Annotated in this window: 15 protein-coding genes; 5 read left to right on the top strand and 10 right to left on the bottom strand. The window is 62.6% G+C overall.

Annotation, left to right across the window (positions count from 1 at the left end; genetic code table 11):
• Positions 1 to 180: 180 nt before the first annotated feature.
• The 8 genes from D5261_RS02985 to D5261_RS02950 all read right to left on the bottom strand — a co-directional run bounded on the left by D5261_RS02985 (position 181) and on the right by D5261_RS02950 (position 11,561).
• Positions 181 to 2,748, bottom strand: a complete 2,568-nt coding sequence (locus tag D5261_RS02985; RefSeq protein WP_119323986.1) for an alpha-L-arabinofuranosidase family protein — start codon at positions 2,746 to 2,748, stop codon at positions 181 to 183.
• A 339-nt stretch (positions 2,749 to 3,087) separates the two neighbouring features.
• Positions 3,088 to 3,804, bottom strand: coding sequence for an L-ribulose-5-phosphate 4-epimerase AraD (gene araD / locus D5261_RS02980; RefSeq protein WP_119323985.1), 717 nt, complete (start codon positions 3,802 to 3,804; stop codon positions 3,088 to 3,090).
• A complete protein-coding gene (locus D5261_RS02975; protein ID WP_119323984.1) occupies positions 3,797 to 5,464 on the bottom strand; it encodes a ribulokinase in 1,668 nt (555 codons plus the stop codon). Before D5261_RS02975 ends, araD begins: the two co-directional genes overlap by 8 nt.
• A gap of 263 nt (positions 5,465 to 5,727) precedes the next feature.
• Positions 5,728 to 6,768, bottom strand: coding sequence for a zinc-dependent alcohol dehydrogenase (locus D5261_RS02970; RefSeq protein WP_119324050.1), 1,041 nt, complete (start codon positions 6,766 to 6,768; stop codon positions 5,728 to 5,730).
• Between the two features lie 277 nt (positions 6,769 to 7,045).
• The gene (gene araA / locus D5261_RS02965) at positions 7,046 to 8,542 is read right to left on the bottom strand and encodes an L-arabinose isomerase (RefSeq protein ID WP_119323983.1); all 1,497 of its coding nucleotides are present in this window, start codon (positions 8,540 to 8,542) and stop codon (positions 7,046 to 7,048) included.
• A 365-nt stretch (positions 8,543 to 8,907) separates the two neighbouring features.
• Positions 8,908 to 9,981, bottom strand: a complete 1,074-nt coding sequence (locus tag D5261_RS02960) for a hypothetical protein (protein ID WP_119323982.1) — start codon at positions 9,979 to 9,981, stop codon at positions 8,908 to 8,910.
• A gap of 125 nt (positions 9,982 to 10,106) precedes the next feature.
• Positions 10,107 to 11,216, bottom strand: coding sequence for a hypothetical protein (locus D5261_RS02955; protein WP_119323981.1), 1,110 nt, complete (start codon positions 11,214 to 11,216; stop codon positions 10,107 to 10,109).
• Between the two features lie 21 nt (positions 11,217 to 11,237).
• On the bottom strand, positions 11,238 to 11,561 hold the full coding sequence (locus D5261_RS02950; protein ID WP_119323980.1) for a hypothetical protein: 324 nt from the start codon (positions 11,559 to 11,561) through the stop codon (positions 11,238 to 11,240).
• 147 nt (positions 11,562 to 11,708) lie between these two features.
• On the opposite strand from D5261_RS02950, the gene D5261_RS02945 reads away from it, so the two are divergent.
• Positions 11,709 to 12,710, top strand: coding sequence for a zinc-dependent alcohol dehydrogenase family protein (locus tag D5261_RS02945; RefSeq protein ID WP_119323979.1), 1,002 nt, complete (start codon positions 11,709 to 11,711; stop codon positions 12,708 to 12,710).
• A 275-nt stretch (positions 12,711 to 12,985) separates the two neighbouring features.
• Here the strand turns inward: D5261_RS02945 and D5261_RS02940 are convergent, their stop codons facing one another.
• A complete protein-coding gene (locus tag D5261_RS02940; RefSeq protein WP_119323978.1) occupies positions 12,986 to 14,239 on the bottom strand; it encodes a tetratricopeptide repeat protein in 1,254 nt (417 codons plus the stop codon).
• A 49-nt stretch (positions 14,240 to 14,288) separates the two neighbouring features.
• On the opposite strand from D5261_RS02940, the gene D5261_RS02935 reads away from it, so the two are divergent.
• Positions 14,289 to 15,560 carry a M48 family metallopeptidase gene (locus tag D5261_RS02935; protein WP_165864531.1) on the top strand — a complete coding sequence of 424 codons (1,272 nt, stop codon included), beginning with the start codon at positions 14,289 to 14,291 and terminating at the stop codon, positions 15,558 to 15,560.
• A gap of 40 nt (positions 15,561 to 15,600) precedes the next feature.
• On the opposite strand, the gene D5261_RS02930 is transcribed toward D5261_RS02935, so the two are convergent.
• Positions 15,601 to 16,278 carry a type II secretion system protein gene (locus D5261_RS02930; RefSeq protein WP_119323977.1) on the bottom strand — a complete coding sequence of 226 codons (678 nt, stop codon included), beginning with the start codon at positions 16,276 to 16,278 and terminating at the stop codon, positions 15,601 to 15,603.
• A 144-nt stretch (positions 16,279 to 16,422) separates the two neighbouring features.
• On the opposite strand from D5261_RS02930, the gene D5261_RS02925 reads away from it, so the two are divergent.
• From D5261_RS02925 to D5261_RS02915, 3 genes are all read left to right on the top strand, one after another.
• Entirely contained in the window at positions 16,423 to 17,715 is a 1,293-nt protein-coding gene (locus D5261_RS02925) for a lysophospholipid acyltransferase family protein (protein ID WP_125206251.1), read from the top strand.
• A gap of 22 nt (positions 17,716 to 17,737) precedes the next feature.
• Positions 17,738 to 18,217, top strand: coding sequence for a GNAT family N-acetyltransferase (locus tag D5261_RS02920; RefSeq protein ID WP_119323975.1), 480 nt, complete (start codon positions 17,738 to 17,740; stop codon positions 18,215 to 18,217).
• Between the two features lie 110 nt (positions 18,218 to 18,327).
• Positions 18,328 to 19,212, top strand: coding sequence for an alpha/beta hydrolase (locus D5261_RS02915; protein WP_218025729.1), 885 nt, complete (start codon positions 18,328 to 18,330; stop codon positions 19,210 to 19,212).
• Positions 19,213 to 19,220 lie beyond the last annotated feature (8 nt).

Raw genomic sequence — 19,220 nt, 5'->3', positions numbered from 1 at the left:
AACCCACCCCCGGCCTTCGGCCGCCCCCTCCCGCCGACGGGAAGGGTTTGTAGGATTGCCTCTTACGAAAGCTGTCTGCGATAACACACTCTGAAATAACCCTTCCCGTCGGCGGGAGGGGTGGCGCGAAGCGCCGGGGTGGGTTTGCAAGGGAGGGGCGGCCGGGGATAGGTCACTCCGTCACTTCACCGACAGCGTCAGCACCGTCAGCGAGTTTCCGGCGAATGTGTATTGGAACGTCTTGCCGACGCTCTTGAGCGGCGACGTGACCGGGACGACCTTCTTCGGTTCGGAGATCGTGTTGGTGTCCGTGTCGTTCGCGGATGTCAGGACGATGGCCGATCCCTTCGTGGCGATGGATTTGGCGCCGTTCAGGGTGATCGTCGTCGTGATCGGCGAGGCCATTGGGTTGACGACTTTCACGTACACCACGCCCATTTTGCTCACTTTGCTGACGACATAGGACAGCGCGCCGCCGTGTTCGACGGTCGCGGGAACGACGGTGTCGCCATGGTAGAGGCTGAAGAGCTGCTGTGTGTAGTACGCGGGTGAAACGTAGCTGTTCAGCGCGTCGAAGCCGATCAGGTTGGTGCCCCACTGCGAGGCGCCGGGGTTGACGTTCACCAGCAGCGGCGCGTAGGATGCGATCTGGACCACGTCGGCGTTGCGCTCGAAGCCGGCCATGAAGGCGGCGTCGCCGAGCGCGGCCTTCAGATTTGGCGTCGGGACTCCTTCCTGGCTGGCGTACTCGCCGACGAAGACCTTCGGTGCGGTGCGGTCGCTCTTGTCGTAATGGCGCCAATCGGCCTCGAAGGATCGCGCCGACTGGTAGTAGTGATCGTCGATGACATCGGGCTTGCGGGACTTGACGTCACTGCGCGTCGCGATTAATAAGAGTTGCGGATATTTTGCCTTGATGGCGTCGTGGAAGGCGGCGTAGCGGACTTCATAACTGCCGGAGTTATCGAAGAAGTCTTCATTGCCGATCTCCACGTAGTGCAGCGAGAACGGCTTCGGGTGACCGTCCTTCACGCGCTCGGCGCCCCATTGGGTGTCGGGGCCGCCGATGAGATATTCAATCTCATCCAGGGCGTCCTGAACGTACGGCTGCACTTCGGCGGCGGTGCTCACGTGTTCGTGTCCCAGAGCAAAGCCCGCGAAGACCGCCAGCAGCGGCTCCATTTTCAGGTCGTCGCACCATTCTAAATATTCCATCAAGCCGAAGCCGTCGTTGGAGCGATAGCCCCATGGATCCTGGTGTCCGGGACGCTGCTCGATCGGCCCGATGGTCTTCTTCCAGTCGAAGCGCTCGGCGATCGTGTTGCCTTCCAGATAGTTGCCGCCCGGCATGCGCAGGAACGCGGGATGGATAGCGTCGAGATGCTTCATCAGATCGACGCGCGTTCCGTTCGGCCGGTCATGGAAGGTCGGCGGGAAAAGCGACACTTGCGTGAACCAGAGCGCGCCCGAAGCGCCGGCGGCGATCACGAATTTGTTGTTCTGAGACTTGGGAGCAGATTTATCCGTGGTCAGGGTGACGGTGTACTTCTTCCAATCGCCTGTCACGCCGGCGACCGTCGCCGTGGCGAATGTGGCCGCTCCGTCATTGCTCTGGATCGAGACCGTCAGCGGCGCGCTGTACTTGCCGTCGGACTTCGCATAGAACGAAGCGCGGTACTTCGTGCTTGGCGCCACAGGGATCCCCCAGTAACCTTCATTGGCGATTCCGCCGCCGGCGCTGCTTGCGTCAAGGCGCAGACTGGAGGTCAGCGCCGTATTTGGGACGGGCTGGCGGGTATCGACGGCGATCGATGCGAAGCTGCTGCTGGGGTAGGCGTCCCAGTAGACCGGCTTATTCCCGTCGTCCTTCAGGGCGCGGTTGCGGATCAGCTCGGCGTACAGGCCGCCGTCGATGGAGTGGCTGATGTCCTCGATCATCAGGCCATACATTAGAGGGCTGACCTTCGGGCCGTTCTGCGTGAAATCGATCGTCATCGTCGCCGGCAGGGAGGGAGTGTCCTCCTTCACACTGGCGAGCACGGCGGGATCAACATGAACGCCCTGGGCGACGCGCACATCGTCAATTTCGGCGTCGGAGAAGTCCACGGACGCGCCGTTGTACTTGCCGCGTCCGATCTCCAGATGTCCCTGCGCGCGCCAGGATTTATCCAGCGGCGCGGTGTCCTGGAGAACGCCGTTGACATAGAGCTTGATTTGCTTGGCGTCGGCGTCGTAAACGCCGATCAGGTGATACCAAACGTTCGGCTCGGTTTGCGCCAGCGCCCCGGCGATCGCGGAGCGCGAGTCCGGATTGTCGGCTTCGTAATGGGTGAATCCAAAGTTGCCCGAGGAGCGCAATTGCAGGAAAAAGCCGCTAATCTTATCCCCGTCGATGCTCACGAATGTCTGAAAACCGCCGACGGTTTTCAGCTTGACCCAGGCCGACACCGTGAAGCTTTGACTGGTGTCGATCACGGAGTTCGCCACATCGACGCTTCCGTGTCCTCCCAGCGCCAGCGCGGACTTGCCAACTTTGGCGTCCGTCGCCCACCCGGCGCCGTCCATCAGCGTCCCCGTCGCGCCCTGCCCGCCGGCGTCGGCCGTCGTGGTTCCCGTCCCCTCATCCAAAGGCCAGTAACCGGCGGCCGCCTCCGCCGCGCGCGCCTGCGGGGCCGCGACGCCGCAGGCGCTGATGAAGACGGCGGCGGCGGCGAGCGATCGGGAAATGTTGAAACGTTTAGAAATCATGTCGCTCCTCGGGACGCGCGGCGCGGAAATACCCGGGCGGCGACAGTCCGTTTGTGGTGAATGCATTATATCGTGTTGAAAGTACCGTGTCAATGACCAATTTTTGGTTGGGTTTGATGTGGTTTGGATTGGTTTGCGTGAAGAATAAGCCCCATCCCCTCAACTCGCTTTGGCTCGTTTGTCCCCTTTCCCGGCTTCGACCTGGCAAACCCACCCCCGGCCTTCGGCCGACCCCTCCCGCCGACGGGAAGGGTGGCGCGAAGCGCCGGGGTGGGTTTGCATGGGCCGAAGCGGAAAAAGGGGAAACTTACCCAAGCGGGGGGGAATAGAGCCCACCCCCTACTTCGGCTGCCCATAATAAGCATCCGCCCCATGCTTACGCCGAAAGTGCTTGTCCAGGATCGACTGCGGCGTCGTGGCCGCCTGCGCGTTGATCTGCTCGGTGCGCAGTGCGAGGCCGGCGACTTCTTCCAGGACGATGGCGTGCTCCACGGCCTTCGCCGCCGTTTTGCCCCAGGCGAACGGGGCGTGGAAGGAAAGGATGATCCCGGGGACGTGGTCGGGGTCGAGATGGTTTTCGCGGAAGTGCTCCACGATCAAGACGCCGGTGTTGAGTTCGTAGCCGGCGTCGATTTCTTCGCTTGTCAGTGGGCGGGCGAGAGGGACGGGGCCGTAGAAGGTGTCGGCGTGCGTGGTCCCGTAGCAGGGGATTTCGCGGCAGGCTTGCGCCCAGCTGGTGGCGTTGCGCGAGTGGGTGTGCGCAATGCCGCCGATTTCGGGCCACTGCTGATAAAGATGGACGTGCGTGGGCGTGTCCGACGACGCGCGCATTGTCTCGCCGGGCAGCAGTTCGCCGGTCTCCAGGGAGACGAGAACGATGTCCTTGGGCGTCAGGACATCGTAGGCGACGCCGCTTGGTTTGATGGCGACGACGCCGCGTTCGCGGTCCACGGCGCTGGCGTTGCCCCAGGTCAGGACGACGAGGCCGGCCTGCACGAGCGCGATGTTGGCGGTGTAGACGGACTCTTTGAGTTCGTCGATGGTCAGATTAGACATTGCGCACCTCGTCGCGGATCGAGAGCAGCTCTTTCATCACGCCGAACAGATCGCCCTGTGAACCTTGGACGCCGAAGGCGTCGTGGATCTTCTTATACTGTGCGTAGATCCGGTCATAGGTCTTCTGGCTTTCCAAGTTCGGCTCGAAGATGCGCGGGTTCAGCGCGGTCATCTTCTCGGTCGCCTCGGCGAAGCCCGGGAAGGCCCCGGCGGCGACGGCGGCGGCGACAGCCGAACCGAGCGCGGCGGTCTGCGTGGAGCGGGAGATGGCGATGGGGCGGCCCATGATGTCGGCGTAGATCTGCATCACCATCGGGTTCTTGACCGAGATGCCGCCGCAGTTGATGATCTGCTCCACTTTTTGGCCGTATTCTTCCAGACGCTCCATAATGACGCGCGCGCCAAACGCCGTCGCTTCAATCCAGGCGCGATACAGCTCGGCGGGCGTTGTCTGCAAGGTCAGGCCGAGAACGGCGCCGGTGAGGCGCTGATCGACCAGGATCGTACGGTTGCCGTTGTGCCAGTCTAAGGCGAGCAAGCCGCTTTCGCCGGGGGCGAGTTTTTCGGCAATGGCCGTCAGTTCTTCATGACCCAGGCCGCCCGGCTGAATGCCGTTGACGAACCAGTTGAAGATATCGCCGACAGCCGACTGTCCAGCCTCCAGGCCATAGTAGCCCGGCAGGATCGATTCGGGGACGATGCCGCAGAGGCCGGGGATATCGGCGAGTTCTTGATCCAGCGGCGCGATCATCATATCGCAGGTCGAAGTTCCGATGTTCTTGACCAGCGCGCCCGGCTTGATGCCGGAGCCGACGCCGCCCAGATGCGCGTCGAACGCGCCGACAGAAACCGCGATCCCTTCACTCAGGCCCGTGCGCTCCGCCCACTCCAGGCTGAGCGTTCCCGCCACCTGTCCGGCGGCGTAAGCGACATTCGGGAGGCTGGCGCCGACGCGGGCCAGCTTGGGATCGAGCGCCGTCAAAAACTCTGCGTCCGGATAGCCGCCCCAGCTGGGATGGAACATCGCCTTATGTCCGGCGGCGCAGATCCCGCGCTGGATCTTGTCGGGATGCGCCGTGCCCGTCAGCACAGCGGGCAACCAGTCGGCGTGTTCGACCCAGGTATACGCGGCGTTAAATACTTCGGGGTTGGCGTGCAGACAGCGTAGGATCTTCGACCAGAACCATTCGGCGCTGTAAATCCCGCCGCACTTCAGCAAATACTGTGGCCGAATCTCGGAAGCCGTTTTTGTAATTTGCGCGGCCTCGGCGTGTCCCGTATGATCCTTCCAGAGATAGACCATCGCCGCCAGATTGCCGTCAAACTCCGGCGTCAGCGCCAGCGGCGTCCCCTGCGCATCCACCGGGATCGGCGTGGACCCCGTCGTATCGACGCCCAGGCCAATCACTTGATTGGCGCTAAACCCCGGCCGCCCCTTTACCTGATCCAGCACGCCGGTAATCACGGCCTGCGCGCCATCCAAATAATCGCGTGGATGTTGACGTGCAACATCGGGATCGCGGGGATCGATCACCACGCCGCCGACGCCGTGCGGGTAGGGGAAGACAGACGAGGCCAGCTCTTCGCCGGACTGGATATCGACAAGGACCGCCCGGACCGAGCTGGTTCCGTAGTCAAGACCGATGGTGTATTGTGACAAGGGTAGGAACTCCTGTGAATGAGAAAAATTGGATGAGCAAACCCACCCCGGCGCTTCGCGCGACCCCTCCGGGGCAAACCCACCCCCGGCCTTCGGCCGCCCCCTCCCGCCGACGGGAAGGGTTTGTAAGATGGCCTCTTACGAAAAGTGTTTGCGATAACACACTCTGAAATAACCCTTCCCGTCGGCGGGAGGGGTCGGCCGAAGGCCGGGGGTGGGTTTGCCCCGGAGGGGTCGCGCGAAGCGCCGGGGTGGGTTTGCCCTCACCCCACCAAAACCATCGCCTTCACAACGCCGTCCTGGTAATCGGTCACCATATCGAACCCTTCTTGCGTTCGCTCGAAGGGGAATCGATGTGTGATCATCACGCTGACGTCGATCGTGCGATTGGCGATCATATCGATGGCGTTCTGGACCTGTTCGTTCTGGCGCCGGACATTCTGCACGGTGATTTCTTTGCGCCGCAATTGGTTGATGTCGAATGAGACGCGATTGTGCGCACCGGGAATGCCGATCAGCATCAGTTTACCGCCGGGCTTCAGGAGTTCGACGCCCTGATCCATGGCTTCTTGCTTGCCGCTGCATTCAAAGACGACATCGAGCAGACCGGGTTCACGTTCGGCGACGGCTTGGACGACATCGATCTTGTCCGGGTTGCCCACCCAGTCCGCGCCGGCGCGGGAGGCGACATCGAGACGGGCGTCGATCTTGTCCGTCATATAGACCCTGCCCGCGCCCATCGCCTTCGCGGGAAGCAGAACGCTCAAGCCGATGGGCCCCGCGCCCAAAATCCCGATCTTGGCGCCCGCCAGCGGTATCGACAGCGCGATGCCGTGCAGGCCGATGCTCAATGGTTCGGCAATGGCGGCCTCTTCGAGCGTCATCGAATCCGGGATCGGGAAGCAGTTGCGGTCCGGCAGCACCAGATACTCCGCCAGGCACCCTTCCACCTGCCCCGGACAGCCCAAAAAACTTTGACGGCGGCAAGTGTGGCTGCGCCCCGCGAGGCACTGGTCGCACTCCCAGCAGGAAATCGCCGGATCGAAGGCGACCCGGTCGCCCACTTTAATCTGCGTCACCGCCGCCCCGACCGCTTCGACGACCCCCGCGCCTTCATGTCCGGCCGCATAAGGATACTGCACGACTTGGACGCCAATGCCGCCTTCGGCAAAATAATGGACATCCGATCCGCAGATGCCGATGGCGGCCATTTTGATCAGGACATCATGGTCGGAGGCGAGCTCCGGCTTCGGGACGTCGAACATCTCCATGCGGCGCAGGCCGGTGAGTTTGATGGATTTCATGGTGTTGTTTTCTTGCTGTTTGTTGGCAAATCCTTGCGGCCTTCGGGCGCCCAATGCAAACCCACCCCGGCGCTTCGCGCCACCCCTCCCGGGCAAACCCACCCCCGGCCTTCGGCCGACCCCTCCCGCCGACGGGAAGGGCTATTTCAGAGTGTGTTATCGCAAACACTTTTCGTAAGAGGCCATCTTACAAACCCTTCCCGTCGGTGGGAGGGGGTGGCGCGAAGCGCCGGGGTGGGTTTGCTCGGGAGCACCCGAAGGGCCGGGGGGCATTCTCCTACCGCCCGCGCCAAGCCGCGTCGCTCCAGCGCAGTTCGTTCCGGAAGCCAAGCGATGTCGTGCTGTTGTCGATCAAGAGATACTCGATCTTGTTCAGCTCGGCCCAGTCGATCATCTGCTCGGCGGTCAGGTCCAGTGAGAAGCTGGTGTGGTGGGCGCCGCCGGCGAGGATCCAGGTTTCGGCGGCGACGCGCAGGGAGGGTTGGGCCTTCCAGAGGACGCGGGCGACCGGGAGGTTGGGCATGGACTGGGTGACCTCGACGGCGTCCACCGCGTTGATGATCAGGCGGAAGCGGGTCCCGAGGTCGATCAGGGAGGCGTTGATGGCGGGGCCGGACGCGCCGTCGAAGACGAGTCGGGCAGGATCTTCCTTGCCGCCGATGCCCAGCGGGTGGACTTCGATGCGCGGCTTGGTCGCCGCGATGGTCGGGCAGATCTCCAGCATGTGCGCGCCGAGAACCAGTTCGTTGCCGGGTTCTAGATGGTAGGTGTAATCCTCCATGAAGGAGGTGCCCTTGCCGACGCCGGTCGCCATGATCTTCATCACGCGGACGAGGGCGGCGGTCTTCCAGTCGCCTTCGCCGCCGAAGCCGTAGCCCTGCGCCATCAGGCGCTGGACGGCGAGGCCGGGGAGCTGCTTGAGGCCGTGCAGATCTTCAAAGGTGGTGGTGAAAGCGCCGAAGCCGCCTTCGGTCAGGAACGATTTCAGGCCCAGCTCGATGCGCGCCTGGACACGGACGGAATCGCGTCCGGGACCTTCGCCTTTGAGCCCGTCGGCGAAGTCGTACAGATCGGCGTATTCCGCCATCAGTGTGTTGACTTCAGCGTCGGAGAAGCTGTTGACTCGTTCGACGAGATCGCCGACGCCGAAGCCGTTGACCGACCAGCCCAATTGGATCTGCGCTTCGACCTTGTCGCCTTCGGTGACGGCCACTTCGCGCATGTTATCGCCGAACCGGGCGACTTTCAAGCGGCGGCCTTCCGTGTACGCGACCGCCGTGCGGGTCCAATCGCCGATGGACTTACGAATCGCCGGATCTTCCCAGTAGCCGACGACGACCTTGCGGGCGATTCCCATGCGCGTTCCGATAAACCCGTACTCCCGGTCGCCGTGCGCGGCCTGGTTCAGGTTCATAAAGTCCATGTCGATGCTGGACCACGGAATGTCGCGGTTGAACTGGGTGTGCAGGTGCAGCAGCGGCTTGCGCAGTTCAGAGAGACCGGCAATCCACATTTTGGCGGGCGAGAATGTGTGCATCCACGTGATCACGCCCGCGCACTCGTCGTCGGAGTTCGCGTCGCGCAACAGCTTATGAATCTCGCTCGGCGTCGTCAGCACTGGCTTGAAGACGATCCTGGCGGGGATCGCCGCGTCCGCGTTCAGCCCTTCCGCGATCTGCTGCGAATGCGCGGCGACCTGCTTCAGTGTCTCCGGTCCGTAAAGGTGCTGGCTTCCGGTGACGAACCAGACGACATGCTGTTTCAAATCCGACATGATGGGTGCTCCTGGTGAATGTTGGCGCGGGCGCAAGGGCGTCGTTGCAATACAAGGGTGCGCGCGAACGCTGTTTCAGGCATTATACACCATAATTTGCAAAATATCTATACGTTTAGATTTGACCTATCCCCGGCCTTCGGCCGCCCCCTCCCGTGGCAAACCCACCCCGGCGCTTCGCGCCACCCCTCCGGGGCAAACCCACCCCCGGCCTTCGGCCGACCCCTCCCGCCGACGGGAAGGGTTTGTAAGATTGCCTCTTACGGACATCGCTTGCGACAACACGCTCTGAAATAACCCTTCCCGTCGGCGGGAGGGGTGGCGCGAAGCGCCGGGGTGGGTTTGCCACGGGAGGGGGGAGGTCACTACGGAGAGTGAGTGAGGGCCTCCCCCGCCATCGCCAGCACCGCCGCCGGATCGCGCAGTTTTGCGGCGATCGCGCGCAGGGCGTCCAGTTCTTCGTCATACGGCCGTCCCAGTTTGACGAGCAGGCGCAGGCGGTCGAGGCGGCACTGGCATTCCAGATGCGTGGCGCCGCCGAGGGTGGGGAGCTGCTGGTCGCGGGCGATCAGGGCGAGTTTGTCGCGCCCGAGGGCCTTCTGATATTCGGCGAGCGCATCGTAGTAACGCGGGGACATGGCGCGGCCCAGCGTTTTGGCGGCGAAGCGGGCCGCGCGGTAGGAAGCGAGCGCTTTTGATCGGTCGCCGAGGCGGGCGTGCGCGAGGGCGGACCACATCATCAGTTCGATGTTCGTGCGCTCCTCGCCCATCCGGCCATGGAAAACGTGGCCGGCGCCGGCCCAGTGCGCCATTCCCGCGAAGTCGCCTTCGGCGAAGGCGATGTGGCAGAGACTCAGGTAGTAGAGCGGCGGATAGTGGTCCGTGCGCTCGGGCGCCTTGAGGCCCGCGAGAGCGCCCGATTTGGCTTCCTCCAGGCGTCCGTGCTCCAGATCGTGGTCGATCCGGATGGCGCGCAGGCAGTGGGCGCAGCTGTAGGGATCGGGCTGGTAGCGCTCCATCTGCGCGCAGGCGTCCTCGATCTCGGCGGCGTATCCTAGCGGGTCGAGGCCCTGGTAAACGCCGACCAGATCGTCAAACACGCAGACGCGCTGCGGCAGGCCGTTGTATTTGGGAGACATCGCCTCGCGGACGGCCTCCTCGGCGAGCGTGCGCGCGCGTTCATAGTCCGGCAGCTTGTTCACCGCGATCTGGCAGAGCCAGTGATCGCAAAGCAGCATGAACCAGTCGTGTGAAAGCAGCACGGCCTCGCGCCGGGCCTGGGTCAGCATGGCCTGCGATTGCTTGGGATCCGTGGACATCATTTGCATGGCGTCGTAGAACAGACGGACCATGTGGTAGCGATCGGCGTCGCGATTGGCGTGCGCCTCTTTGGCGAGGTCGCGGATCCAGTCCCAAATTGTCGTTTTTGTTGCGCTCATGACAGGTATGATACAGCCGTTCGCCGCTGCGACGGCACAGGGCGTCGCAGCGGCGAGGGGCGTCGAAACGGTGTGATATTCTTCTTATCGACGGAGCAGGCGTTTGTGCTCAAACGGGCAGGCGGTTATGGCTTGCGAATCGATCGGCAGGCGGCTTCGATGATCGGCACGCTCTTGTCCGAGGTCGGCGCGGTGTCGATCCCGCCCGCGATGATCACCTTGTCGCCATCGTGAATGGAATAGATGACGCCATGGAAATTCTGCGCGTTCGGCGCCGCGGTGTAGGTGGTGTACGCGCACTCCAGCCCGTGCACCATGCCGTACTGCGTGGCGTCAACCTGTACGCTGGGGATGAAGCGGCGCAGCATCTCCACGCCGGTATCGAGACCGTCTTCGATCGGCGACACCGCGTGCGCGCCTTTGACCGGCGTAGTGCGGAAGACGAACATCGGGCGCATGCCCATCTCATTGGGCTGACCTTCCCAGGCCGTGACCGACACGCCCTGGTCGCCCATGGGAAGCTCGCCGCGCACATAGCCTTTGGGCGGACGCAGCGCATAGCCATCGGTCTGAATTTCGGCGCCCAGATCCGCCGCATGCGCGTCGCTCGACAGTTCTTTGCCGGTGTCTATCGGCTTCGGGACATCCGGAGCGATGGCCTTGAGCGTGAGCGCCGCCGCTTCCGTCTGCGGCAGGCTCGCGGTATACTTGCCTGTTGGATCCTGCGATTCGATCACGAAGACATGGTTCTGCGCGACTCCGACATAAACGAAGCCATGTACGAGGTCCTTTGCCCCCGTCTTCTCCCGGCCATGATAGTACAGACGCGTGAATGTCCCCTCGCCCACAGTCCCCGACTGCGCGGGCGATTTGCCGACATCATCCAGGCGCGTCAGAACCGAGCGCGTGGTCCAGTCCGTCAGGATCTGATCCGGCGTCTGGCCGGCGGCGAGCGGGCGTGTGCGGATGATGAACACGCCGCCCTTGTCATCGGATGGGCTCAGGCTCCAGGTGTAGCTCTTGCCTTTTCCGTCGGCGATATCGGCGACGGTGGGCGAGGCGACCGATGCGGGAAGGCGCACGGAGAATCCATCGAATGTCTGCGCCGGCTGAAGCTGCGCGGCCGCCTTGTCATTGGCCTTCCACTCCTCCGCGTGCGCTGACACGAGGGTAAGATATCCTAATCCGGCGGCGAGGGTAAGCCGCGCGCCGGTCGATCCGATCAGTTTCTGCATTGATTGCCCCTTTGCGGCGTGTTAACGTTCGGCGTGTGTGACGCCTGATTGCGGTCGGCCGCATAGACACATTCCGACGATTCCGATCGCCATAATCACCGCGCCCAGCAGCGCGCCGACCCCCTCGGCGAAGCAGTTGATCCGGTACACATTCTGCATCGATTCCGCGACAAAGACGGAGCGCAGATCGCTCTTTCCCGCGCTCAGTGTCTCAAATGTGTGAAATGTCCGGCTCAGCGCTGCCCAGTCTTGGAATACGTAGAAGCCGCAGACGGCGGTAATCACCGCGCCTGGGGAGACAACGAGGAGGAAAAGGGTGAGCTGGGAACGGTTGGGCGGCTGCATCTGTTTTGATTATATCGTATCCCCCGCCCGAAGTCGAGGATTTTCGACAAATTGGCGGCGCGGTGTAACCGCTTTCATTGTCAGGGCAGCGCCTGAGAACGCCAATCGGCTCAAAACGGCGAAATCACTCACGAAGGAATCACAATCATGTCTGGTAATCACACAATGCGCGCGCTTGTTCTCAGCGAAGAGAATGGGCCGCTCCAACTCACCGAGATCGCGCGTCCCGAACCGAGAGCGGGCGAAGCGCTGGTGCGGATTCACGCCAGCGGCGTCAATCCGCTCGATACGAAAATCCGAGCCGGCAGGGGCGGACACGCCAAGAACCCCCTTCCCGCAGTTTTGGGAATGGATCTCACCGGCGTCGTCGAATCCGTCGGGCCTGGCGTTGACGATTTCCAGATCGGCGATGAGGTCTACGGCATGACGGGCGGCGTCGCCGGAATTCCAGGAACGCTCGCGGAGTTCGCCGCCGTGGACGCCCGTCTGCTCGCGCGCAAGCCCGCCAATCTTACGATGCGCGAGGCCGCCGCTCTGCCGCTGGTGTTCATCACGGCCTGGGAGGGAGTGGTGGACCAGGCTCACGTGCAGGCTGGGCAGAAAGTTCTGATCCACGGCGGCGCGGGCGGCGTGGGCCATGTCGCGGTGCAGCTCGCACGCGCCCTAGGCGCCGAGGTGTTCGCGACCGTCTCGCCGCAAAAGAAAGAAATCGCCGAGCGCTTCGGCGCGACGCCGATCGATTACAAAGCCATGTCCGTGGAAGAGTACGTCACCGTGTATACAGACGGCGAGGGATTCGATGTCGTCTACGACACCGTGGGCGGAACTACGCTGGACGACACTTTCCGCGCCGTCAAGACCTACACCGGCCACGCGGTCAGCTGTCTGGGACGCGGCCCCTATGACCTCTCGCCCCTGTCCTTCCGCGCCGCCACCTACTCCGCCGTCTTCACCCTGCTGCCGCTGCTCACCGGCAAAGGCCGCGCCCACCACGGCGAGATCCTGCGCGAAGCAACTAAGCTCGCCGAGGCAGGAAAGCTAACGCCGCTCTTAAACGAGCGCCGCTTCACGATGGAAACGGCGATGGACGCGCACGCGGAGGTGGAAAAGGGCGCGCTGGGGAAGGTTGTGGTGGAGATTGTGGGCTGAGATCGATATTGTTTGTGGGAGTGAGTAATCAAGCAGGTATAGAAATTCCACGCGTTTGCATCGCGGGTATAAAACCTACGCCTTGGAGCCCTTCGGGCTAACCGTCCGTGCCAGACGGACAAACGATGGTTTATCGACCACAGAGATTTGTTTGTCCGGCACGGACAATTAGCCGAAGGCTTCCCATACGTGGATTTTACATCCGCGATGCAAACGCGTGGATTTTATATTCGCGATCCCTTTTGATCGAGCATCGAAAAACCTAACTCGGCGCCCTACCAAAGTCCCCACCGTTTCTTTTTTTTCCCTTCGTCATCGTCCCCACCTTCGGGCTTCGCCGGGCCCATCTTTGTGAGCTCCTGCTGGGCGTATTTGCCGGGATCGCTTTCAGGGTCGATTTCGACGGCGCGTTCGAATTGGGCGCGGGCGTCTTCGATGCGGTCGGCGGCGAGGTAGCAGCCGCCGAGGACGGAGTGGCGGAGGGCGTCGTCGGGCTGGAGTTCCAGGGCGCGTTCGTAGAGGGGGATCGCCTGGTCGAGCTGGCCCATCATGGCGTGCAGGCGCGCCAGATTGACGATGGCTTTGTGGAAATCCGGGAATTTGTCCAGCGCCATCTCGTTGAGCTGGCGCGCCTCCGCCCACTTTTCTTCCTGCTCGTAAGTGCCGGCCATATTGACGTAAAGCGACGGGTTTTCACCGCCGTACTCCAAGGCTTTTTCCCAGAAGTTGCGGGCAGTTTTGGTGTCGCCCAGATAGATCGACGCCAAGCCGAGCTCGAAGTAAACGTCGCCGAGCAGGCGGGGATCCTCGGTGGCGCTGGCGGCGCGCATCAGTCGGTTGCGGGCGCTGTGGTAATCGGTCTGGGTTTTGTAAAGCATGGCGCTATTGTAAAGCGCGAGGAAGAACTGCGGATCGCGCTGGAGGGCCTGCTCGTAGTAGCCCAGCTTGTTTTCGGCGATCTGGGTCAAGCGCTTGCCCTTGATCAAAAGCTCATAGGCGTCCCATCGCGGCGTGACTTGCAGCGTGTCCGTTGTGAATGAGATCGGCGGATTGATCTTCAGCGCGGCGAACAGCGCTTCGCTGAGCTGATATTGCAGGGCGATAAAAATATCGTAGTCCGGCGTGAGCTTGGCGGGCGTTCCTTCGGGCTGAAACGTGTGGAACAGCAGGGCGTCGGGCGCTTCGAATTTGTCTTCCTTGGGGAAAAATAGACGCATCGCGACGATGACTTCGGTCAGGCCGCCGGTTTCCGGATCGCGCTTGCACTGAAACATACCGTCGACAAAGACGTCGCACTTCGCCCGGGCCGCCAGGGCGCGCACGTCGGCCTCGGCGAGCGCCGGCATGGGGCGCTCCCGCTTGTCCGCGCCGCCGAGGACCTCGTGGACATCGGCGAAGCTCATCCCGCCGGCGGTCTCCACCGCCAGCTCAAGGCCGAAGAGCAGGCCGTGCTCGAAGAGCAAAATATCATCGCCGTATGTATCCGAGCCCCAGGGCGCGAACACCAGTTTCCGTTCCGTCGTATTCATGGGTAGAATTGTACCCGAAGCCCCGCCGCTGTGTTTCGAAAGGCCTCCCATGCGTACTCTGCTCGCGCTTCTGCTCCTGCTTTGCTGTCTTCCCATTGGCGCCGCTCCGCCGCGAATGGGCATGCGCTCCGCGCCGCCGGAACTGGTCTCGCCGTCGGGCGCGCTGGCGCGGGCGTCTCTTGGGGCGTCGTCTGAGGAAGTGCGGCCGCCGGTTGTCACTCCCGCCGCCCGTCGATACTCCCAGACCCGGTATCTTCTGTATTTTGCGGGGACGGCGTACGGACTGCTGGCGCTCTGGGCGCTGCTGACGACGGGGCTATCCGCGCGCCTGCGGGATCTGGCGGAACGGCTCTCCCAGCGGCGGTTTCTCACGCTGCTCTGGTATTACGTGCTATTCACGCTGGCGTTTTGGGTGATTCGCCTCCCGCTCATTCTGTACAGCGGCTACTGGCTCGACCACGCTTACGGCCTTTCTCATCAAAGCTTCGGGGCGTGGATGGGCGATGTCGCGAAGTCGCATCTGGTGGACGTGGCGACGACCGTTCCCGTGCTCTGGCTCGTCTTCTGGCTGATGGGGCGCTCGCCGCGCCGCTGGCCGCTAGGATTGTGGCTGGCGTGCATACCGCTGATCGCCGTCGGCATGTTCGCGTCGCCCCTGATCGTCGATCCTATTTTCAATAAATTCACGCCGATGGCGCCCGGCCCCTTGAAAACACGGATCGAAGCGCTGGCGGCGACGGCCGGCATTCCGGATGCGCCGATTTTGGTGGCGGACAAGAGCCGGCAGACCGATGAGACCAACGCCTATGTGAACGGGGTGGGGACGTCGGCGCGGATCGTGCTCTGGGACACCACACTGAAGAAGATGCCGCCCGATCAAGTCGTGGCGATTGTGGGGCACGAGATGGGGCACTATGTGCTCAAGCATCTCTATTGGGGATTTCTGGAAACCTTCGCGGGATTGCTGATCGCGCTGCCGCTGGCGCGCGGGTGTTACGATCGGTTGATCGCGCGCTGGGGAGATCGCTGGAGATTGCGCGACGCGCGTGATTACGCCGCGATCCCGGCGATCTTTCTTGTCGTCAGCGCGCTCAGTTTCTTCTCCGAGCCGATCGTGAACTGGCAGTCCCGCCGTGTGGAGCATGCGGCGGACGCCTACGGCCTGCAAGTCACGGGCGACCGGGCGGCGATGGCGCGCGGCTTCGTGTCACTGTCCGAGCAGAACCTGTCCGATCCCAACCCGCCGCCGTTCATCAAGTTCTGGCTATTTTCCCACCCGCCTTTGCAGGAGCGAATCGACTTCGCGCTAGGCAAAAAATAAGGGACGAGAGGGATGACCTCTCGTCCTGCGGCGCCCCATCCTAACCGCCGGCGCACGCCGACTTGCCATCGCCTCCGTCCATAATACGCCGCGTGTTCAGGGTGTCGTAGCCGAACCACTTGGTGTGGCCGTCGATCATCGAAACGTTCGAACCGCCGGTGTGACGGGAAGAGAAGTAGTTGCCTGATCCCACAAGAAAACCGTCATCCGTGGATTTCGCCTGGTTGTTCTGGTCGGCTTCCTCTCCGAGCAGCATATTGTCGGCCGGGGCGTCGAAAGAGGCCAGCGTTTTTCCCTGATTGACATTGTTGATCGGATCCAGCTGCGCGCATCCGTTGATTGCGTAACTTTGGCGGCCGTTCTGGCCGTCGGAATCGCTTGGGCAGACATAGATCTGCGCGCTCTTGACATAGGGGTAGACGCTGCCGAGCGACGGATCGAATTGGTGGACAGCGGAGAAGTATGTCCAGCCGCCAAGGATTCCGCTTCCTCCTCGGCCGCTATCCGTCGATCCCGGAAGGATCTCGTCATTGTCCTGAGTGTACTGCTGAAATCCTAAATTCAGCTGCCGCAAATTGCTCATGCAGGATATCTGCCGGGCCTTCTCCCGGGCCTTCGCGAAGACCGGGAAGAGAATGGCGGCGAGGATCGAGATGATGGCGATGACGACGAGGAGCTCAATCAAAGTAAAGGCTGCGCGAGTACGGATCGTATTCATTGCTAATTCCTGTAAACCGAGCGTGGGGTGAACGGCGGGGCGTACATTTTGTATGTATTTTCCTATAGGGTATTTTACTGCAAAAAGGCTCAAATGCGGTGATTGCGGCAGGAACTTTTCGAAGCCGTCACGAATGAATTCCATATGACACTTTCAGGCCCCGGCGTTTCTGCGGCGCCACGCCGCGCGGAGGGCATGGATTTTCGTCCACCCCATTTGAATTCCACGCTCCTGCGTCTTGTGTATCGGATGCTGCCGATGCTTTTGCGCCATGGCTGCGCCGTGTCCGAAGTGGAGATTTCGCCCGCCGATCTGGCGCTGATGCGATCTCTGAGCGGCAGTCGTCTGTTGATCGCTCCTAACCACCCCACCAATTGCGATCCCGCTTTGTTGTTTGCCCTGTCCCAGGCGGCGGATCTGCCGTTTTATTATCTGGCCTGCCGCGAGAATTTTAACTCCTGGTTCGGCTTATGGGGCATGATCATCGAACGGCTGGGCGCATATTCCGTTGTGCGCGGAACGGCGGACCGGGAATCGTTTCGGATGACTCGGGATCTGCTCGCCGAGAATGGCGGCAAGGTCGTGATCTTTCCCGAAGGCGAGGTTTATTCGCAGAACGACACACTGCTGCCGTTCCAATCGGGCGTCGCGCAGCTGGCGTTCTGGGCGATGGATGATTTGCGCAAGCAGGGGCGGGAAGGCGAAACCATTGCGCTGCTGCCGGTCGCCGTGCGCTATTGCTTTGTCGAGGATATGACCGTCCCGATCGACCGCGCCCTGACCGGCCTGGAGCGCGCGGTGCTGGGACGCGAATCGATGACCGGCAATTCGTATGACCGTCTGCGCCGGATCGGCATCGCGATGCTCGGCGATCTGGAAGACGAATACGGTGTCAAAGTCGATCCCGCCGAGCGTGTGCGCCCCGGCGCGGACCTGACCGGGCGGATGGAGCTGATGAAGTCCGTGCTGCTCGACCGCGCGGCGGCGCTGACGGGGTTTGCGTTCACGGGAGAGATGACGCTGCCGGAGCGGATGCGCGCCATCATGAACCACGTTTATGAGGTCACCAGCGACGATCCGCACGCCGAGCGGACGCGTTACCGGGAACAGCTGCATCGCGAGCAAGCCGCGCGCGTGAAGCCTCTGGTGCGTGATTTGAACCGCGTCGCCAACTGGATCGCCGTGGAAGACAACTATGTGCGCGCCAAGCCCACGCCCGAGCGGATGGCGGACAACATTCGCCGGCTGGAGATCGAAGTCTTTGGCGAGGCGCGCCTGCGCGGCATGCGCAAGGCCATCGTGCGCGTCGGGGCTCCGATCGATCTGGCGCGCTACACGGAGACCTACCGTCTGAGCCGCCGCGCCACCGTTGCGCGCTGCACCGACGATTTAGAGCTCGCCGTCCAGGCGCTATTGGATTCTTCCGGCTGCCGTTGACACTTTCGGGTACAACCACACCATGGAAACTCCGATCATCCGGCGCGCTGAGCGCGCCGACGCCGATTCGCTGATCTCGCTCATCACGGCTCTCGCCGACTTTGAGCGCCTGCCGCCGCCCGACGCCGACGCGCGCGCCCGCCTGATCGACCATGGCTTTGGCGACCGGCCGAAGTTTGAAGCCTACCTCGCCGAAATCGACGGCGCGCCCGGCCCGGTCGGCTACGCCTTCATCTTCGAGACCTACTCCACCTTCCTCGCCAAGCCGACCCTTTACCTGGAAGACCTCTTCGTGCTCCCCGACCACCGCAAGCGCGGTGTCGGCAAGGCGCTGCTCAGCCACTGCATCGCCCTCGCCCATGAACGCGGCTGCGGCCGAATGGAGTGGACGTGTTTGGACTGGAACGTCAACGCCCAGAAGGTCTACGAAGGGCTGGGCGCCAATCGTATGAAGGAGTGGTATTTGTATCGATTGATGATCGAAGGAGACGGCGCTATCTAAACACCAATTCCGGCCGCTCTGTCGAGTTGTGACTGGAAAGACTCTCTGGTCAGTCGCGCCGTCTTCAAACGCTTATGAAAATCGAAACCTTTCTACTCTTAGGACTAACGATGTTAACCATTAATACTGCGTCCAACACACGCGCAGAGACGCCCGCTCCGGCGGAGATGCGTCTCTGGGCCGGCGACGCTCCCGGGGCGCACGGGACGACGCCGGACGATATTCCGACGCTGACGCCTTACCTGCCGGACGCCGGCAAGGCGACGGGCGCGGCGATGCTGGTTCTGCCGGGGGGCGGCTACGCCGGCGTGGTCATGGACCATGAAGGATCGGCCTATGCGCTATGGCTCAATCAGCATGGGATCGCGGCGTTCGTGCTCAGATACCGATTGGGATCGCATGGCTATCACGATCCGGTGGAGTTGGGGGATGCGTCGCGGGCGATCCGGACGATTCGGGCGAAGGCAGCCGATTGGAAGATCGATCCGCATCGCGTGGGCGTCATGGGATCGTCCGCCGGCGGGCATCTGGCGTCAAGCCTCGCCACCCATTTTGACGCCGGCGACCCCAAGGCGGCCGATCCGATCGAGCGTGAAAGCTCGCGTCCGGATCTGGGCGTGCTTTGCTACGCGGTAATCACCATGGCTAAGCCGTTCACGCATGAGGGCAGCCGCGACAACCTGCTGGGAGCCAATGCAAGCGCTGCGGCGATTGCGCGCATGTCCAGCGAGCAGCAGGTGACGGCTCAGACGCCCCCATGCTTTGTCTGGGCGACCCAGGAAGACAATGTCGTTCCCGTGGAGAACAGCCTGATGTTCGCGCAGGCGCTCCAAAAGAACCATGTCCCCTTCGACCTGCACATCTACCAACATGGCGGACATGGCGTCGGACTGGGCGACGACACGCCGCCCTTCACCCACGTCCATCCCTGGACGGCGGATCTGTTGTACTGGCTTGGGGGGCAGGGGTTTATGAAGGCGGGCGGCGCTCAATAGCGCAGAGC

Source organism: Capsulimonas corticalis (assembly GCF_003574315.2).
In the GTDB taxonomy this organism is placed as follows: domain Bacteria; phylum Armatimonadota; class Armatimonadia; order Armatimonadales; family Capsulimonadaceae; genus Capsulimonas; species Capsulimonas corticalis.
The sequence above is the reverse complement of the archived record's forward strand: the minus strand, read 5'-3'. Positions and strand labels throughout refer to the sequence as shown.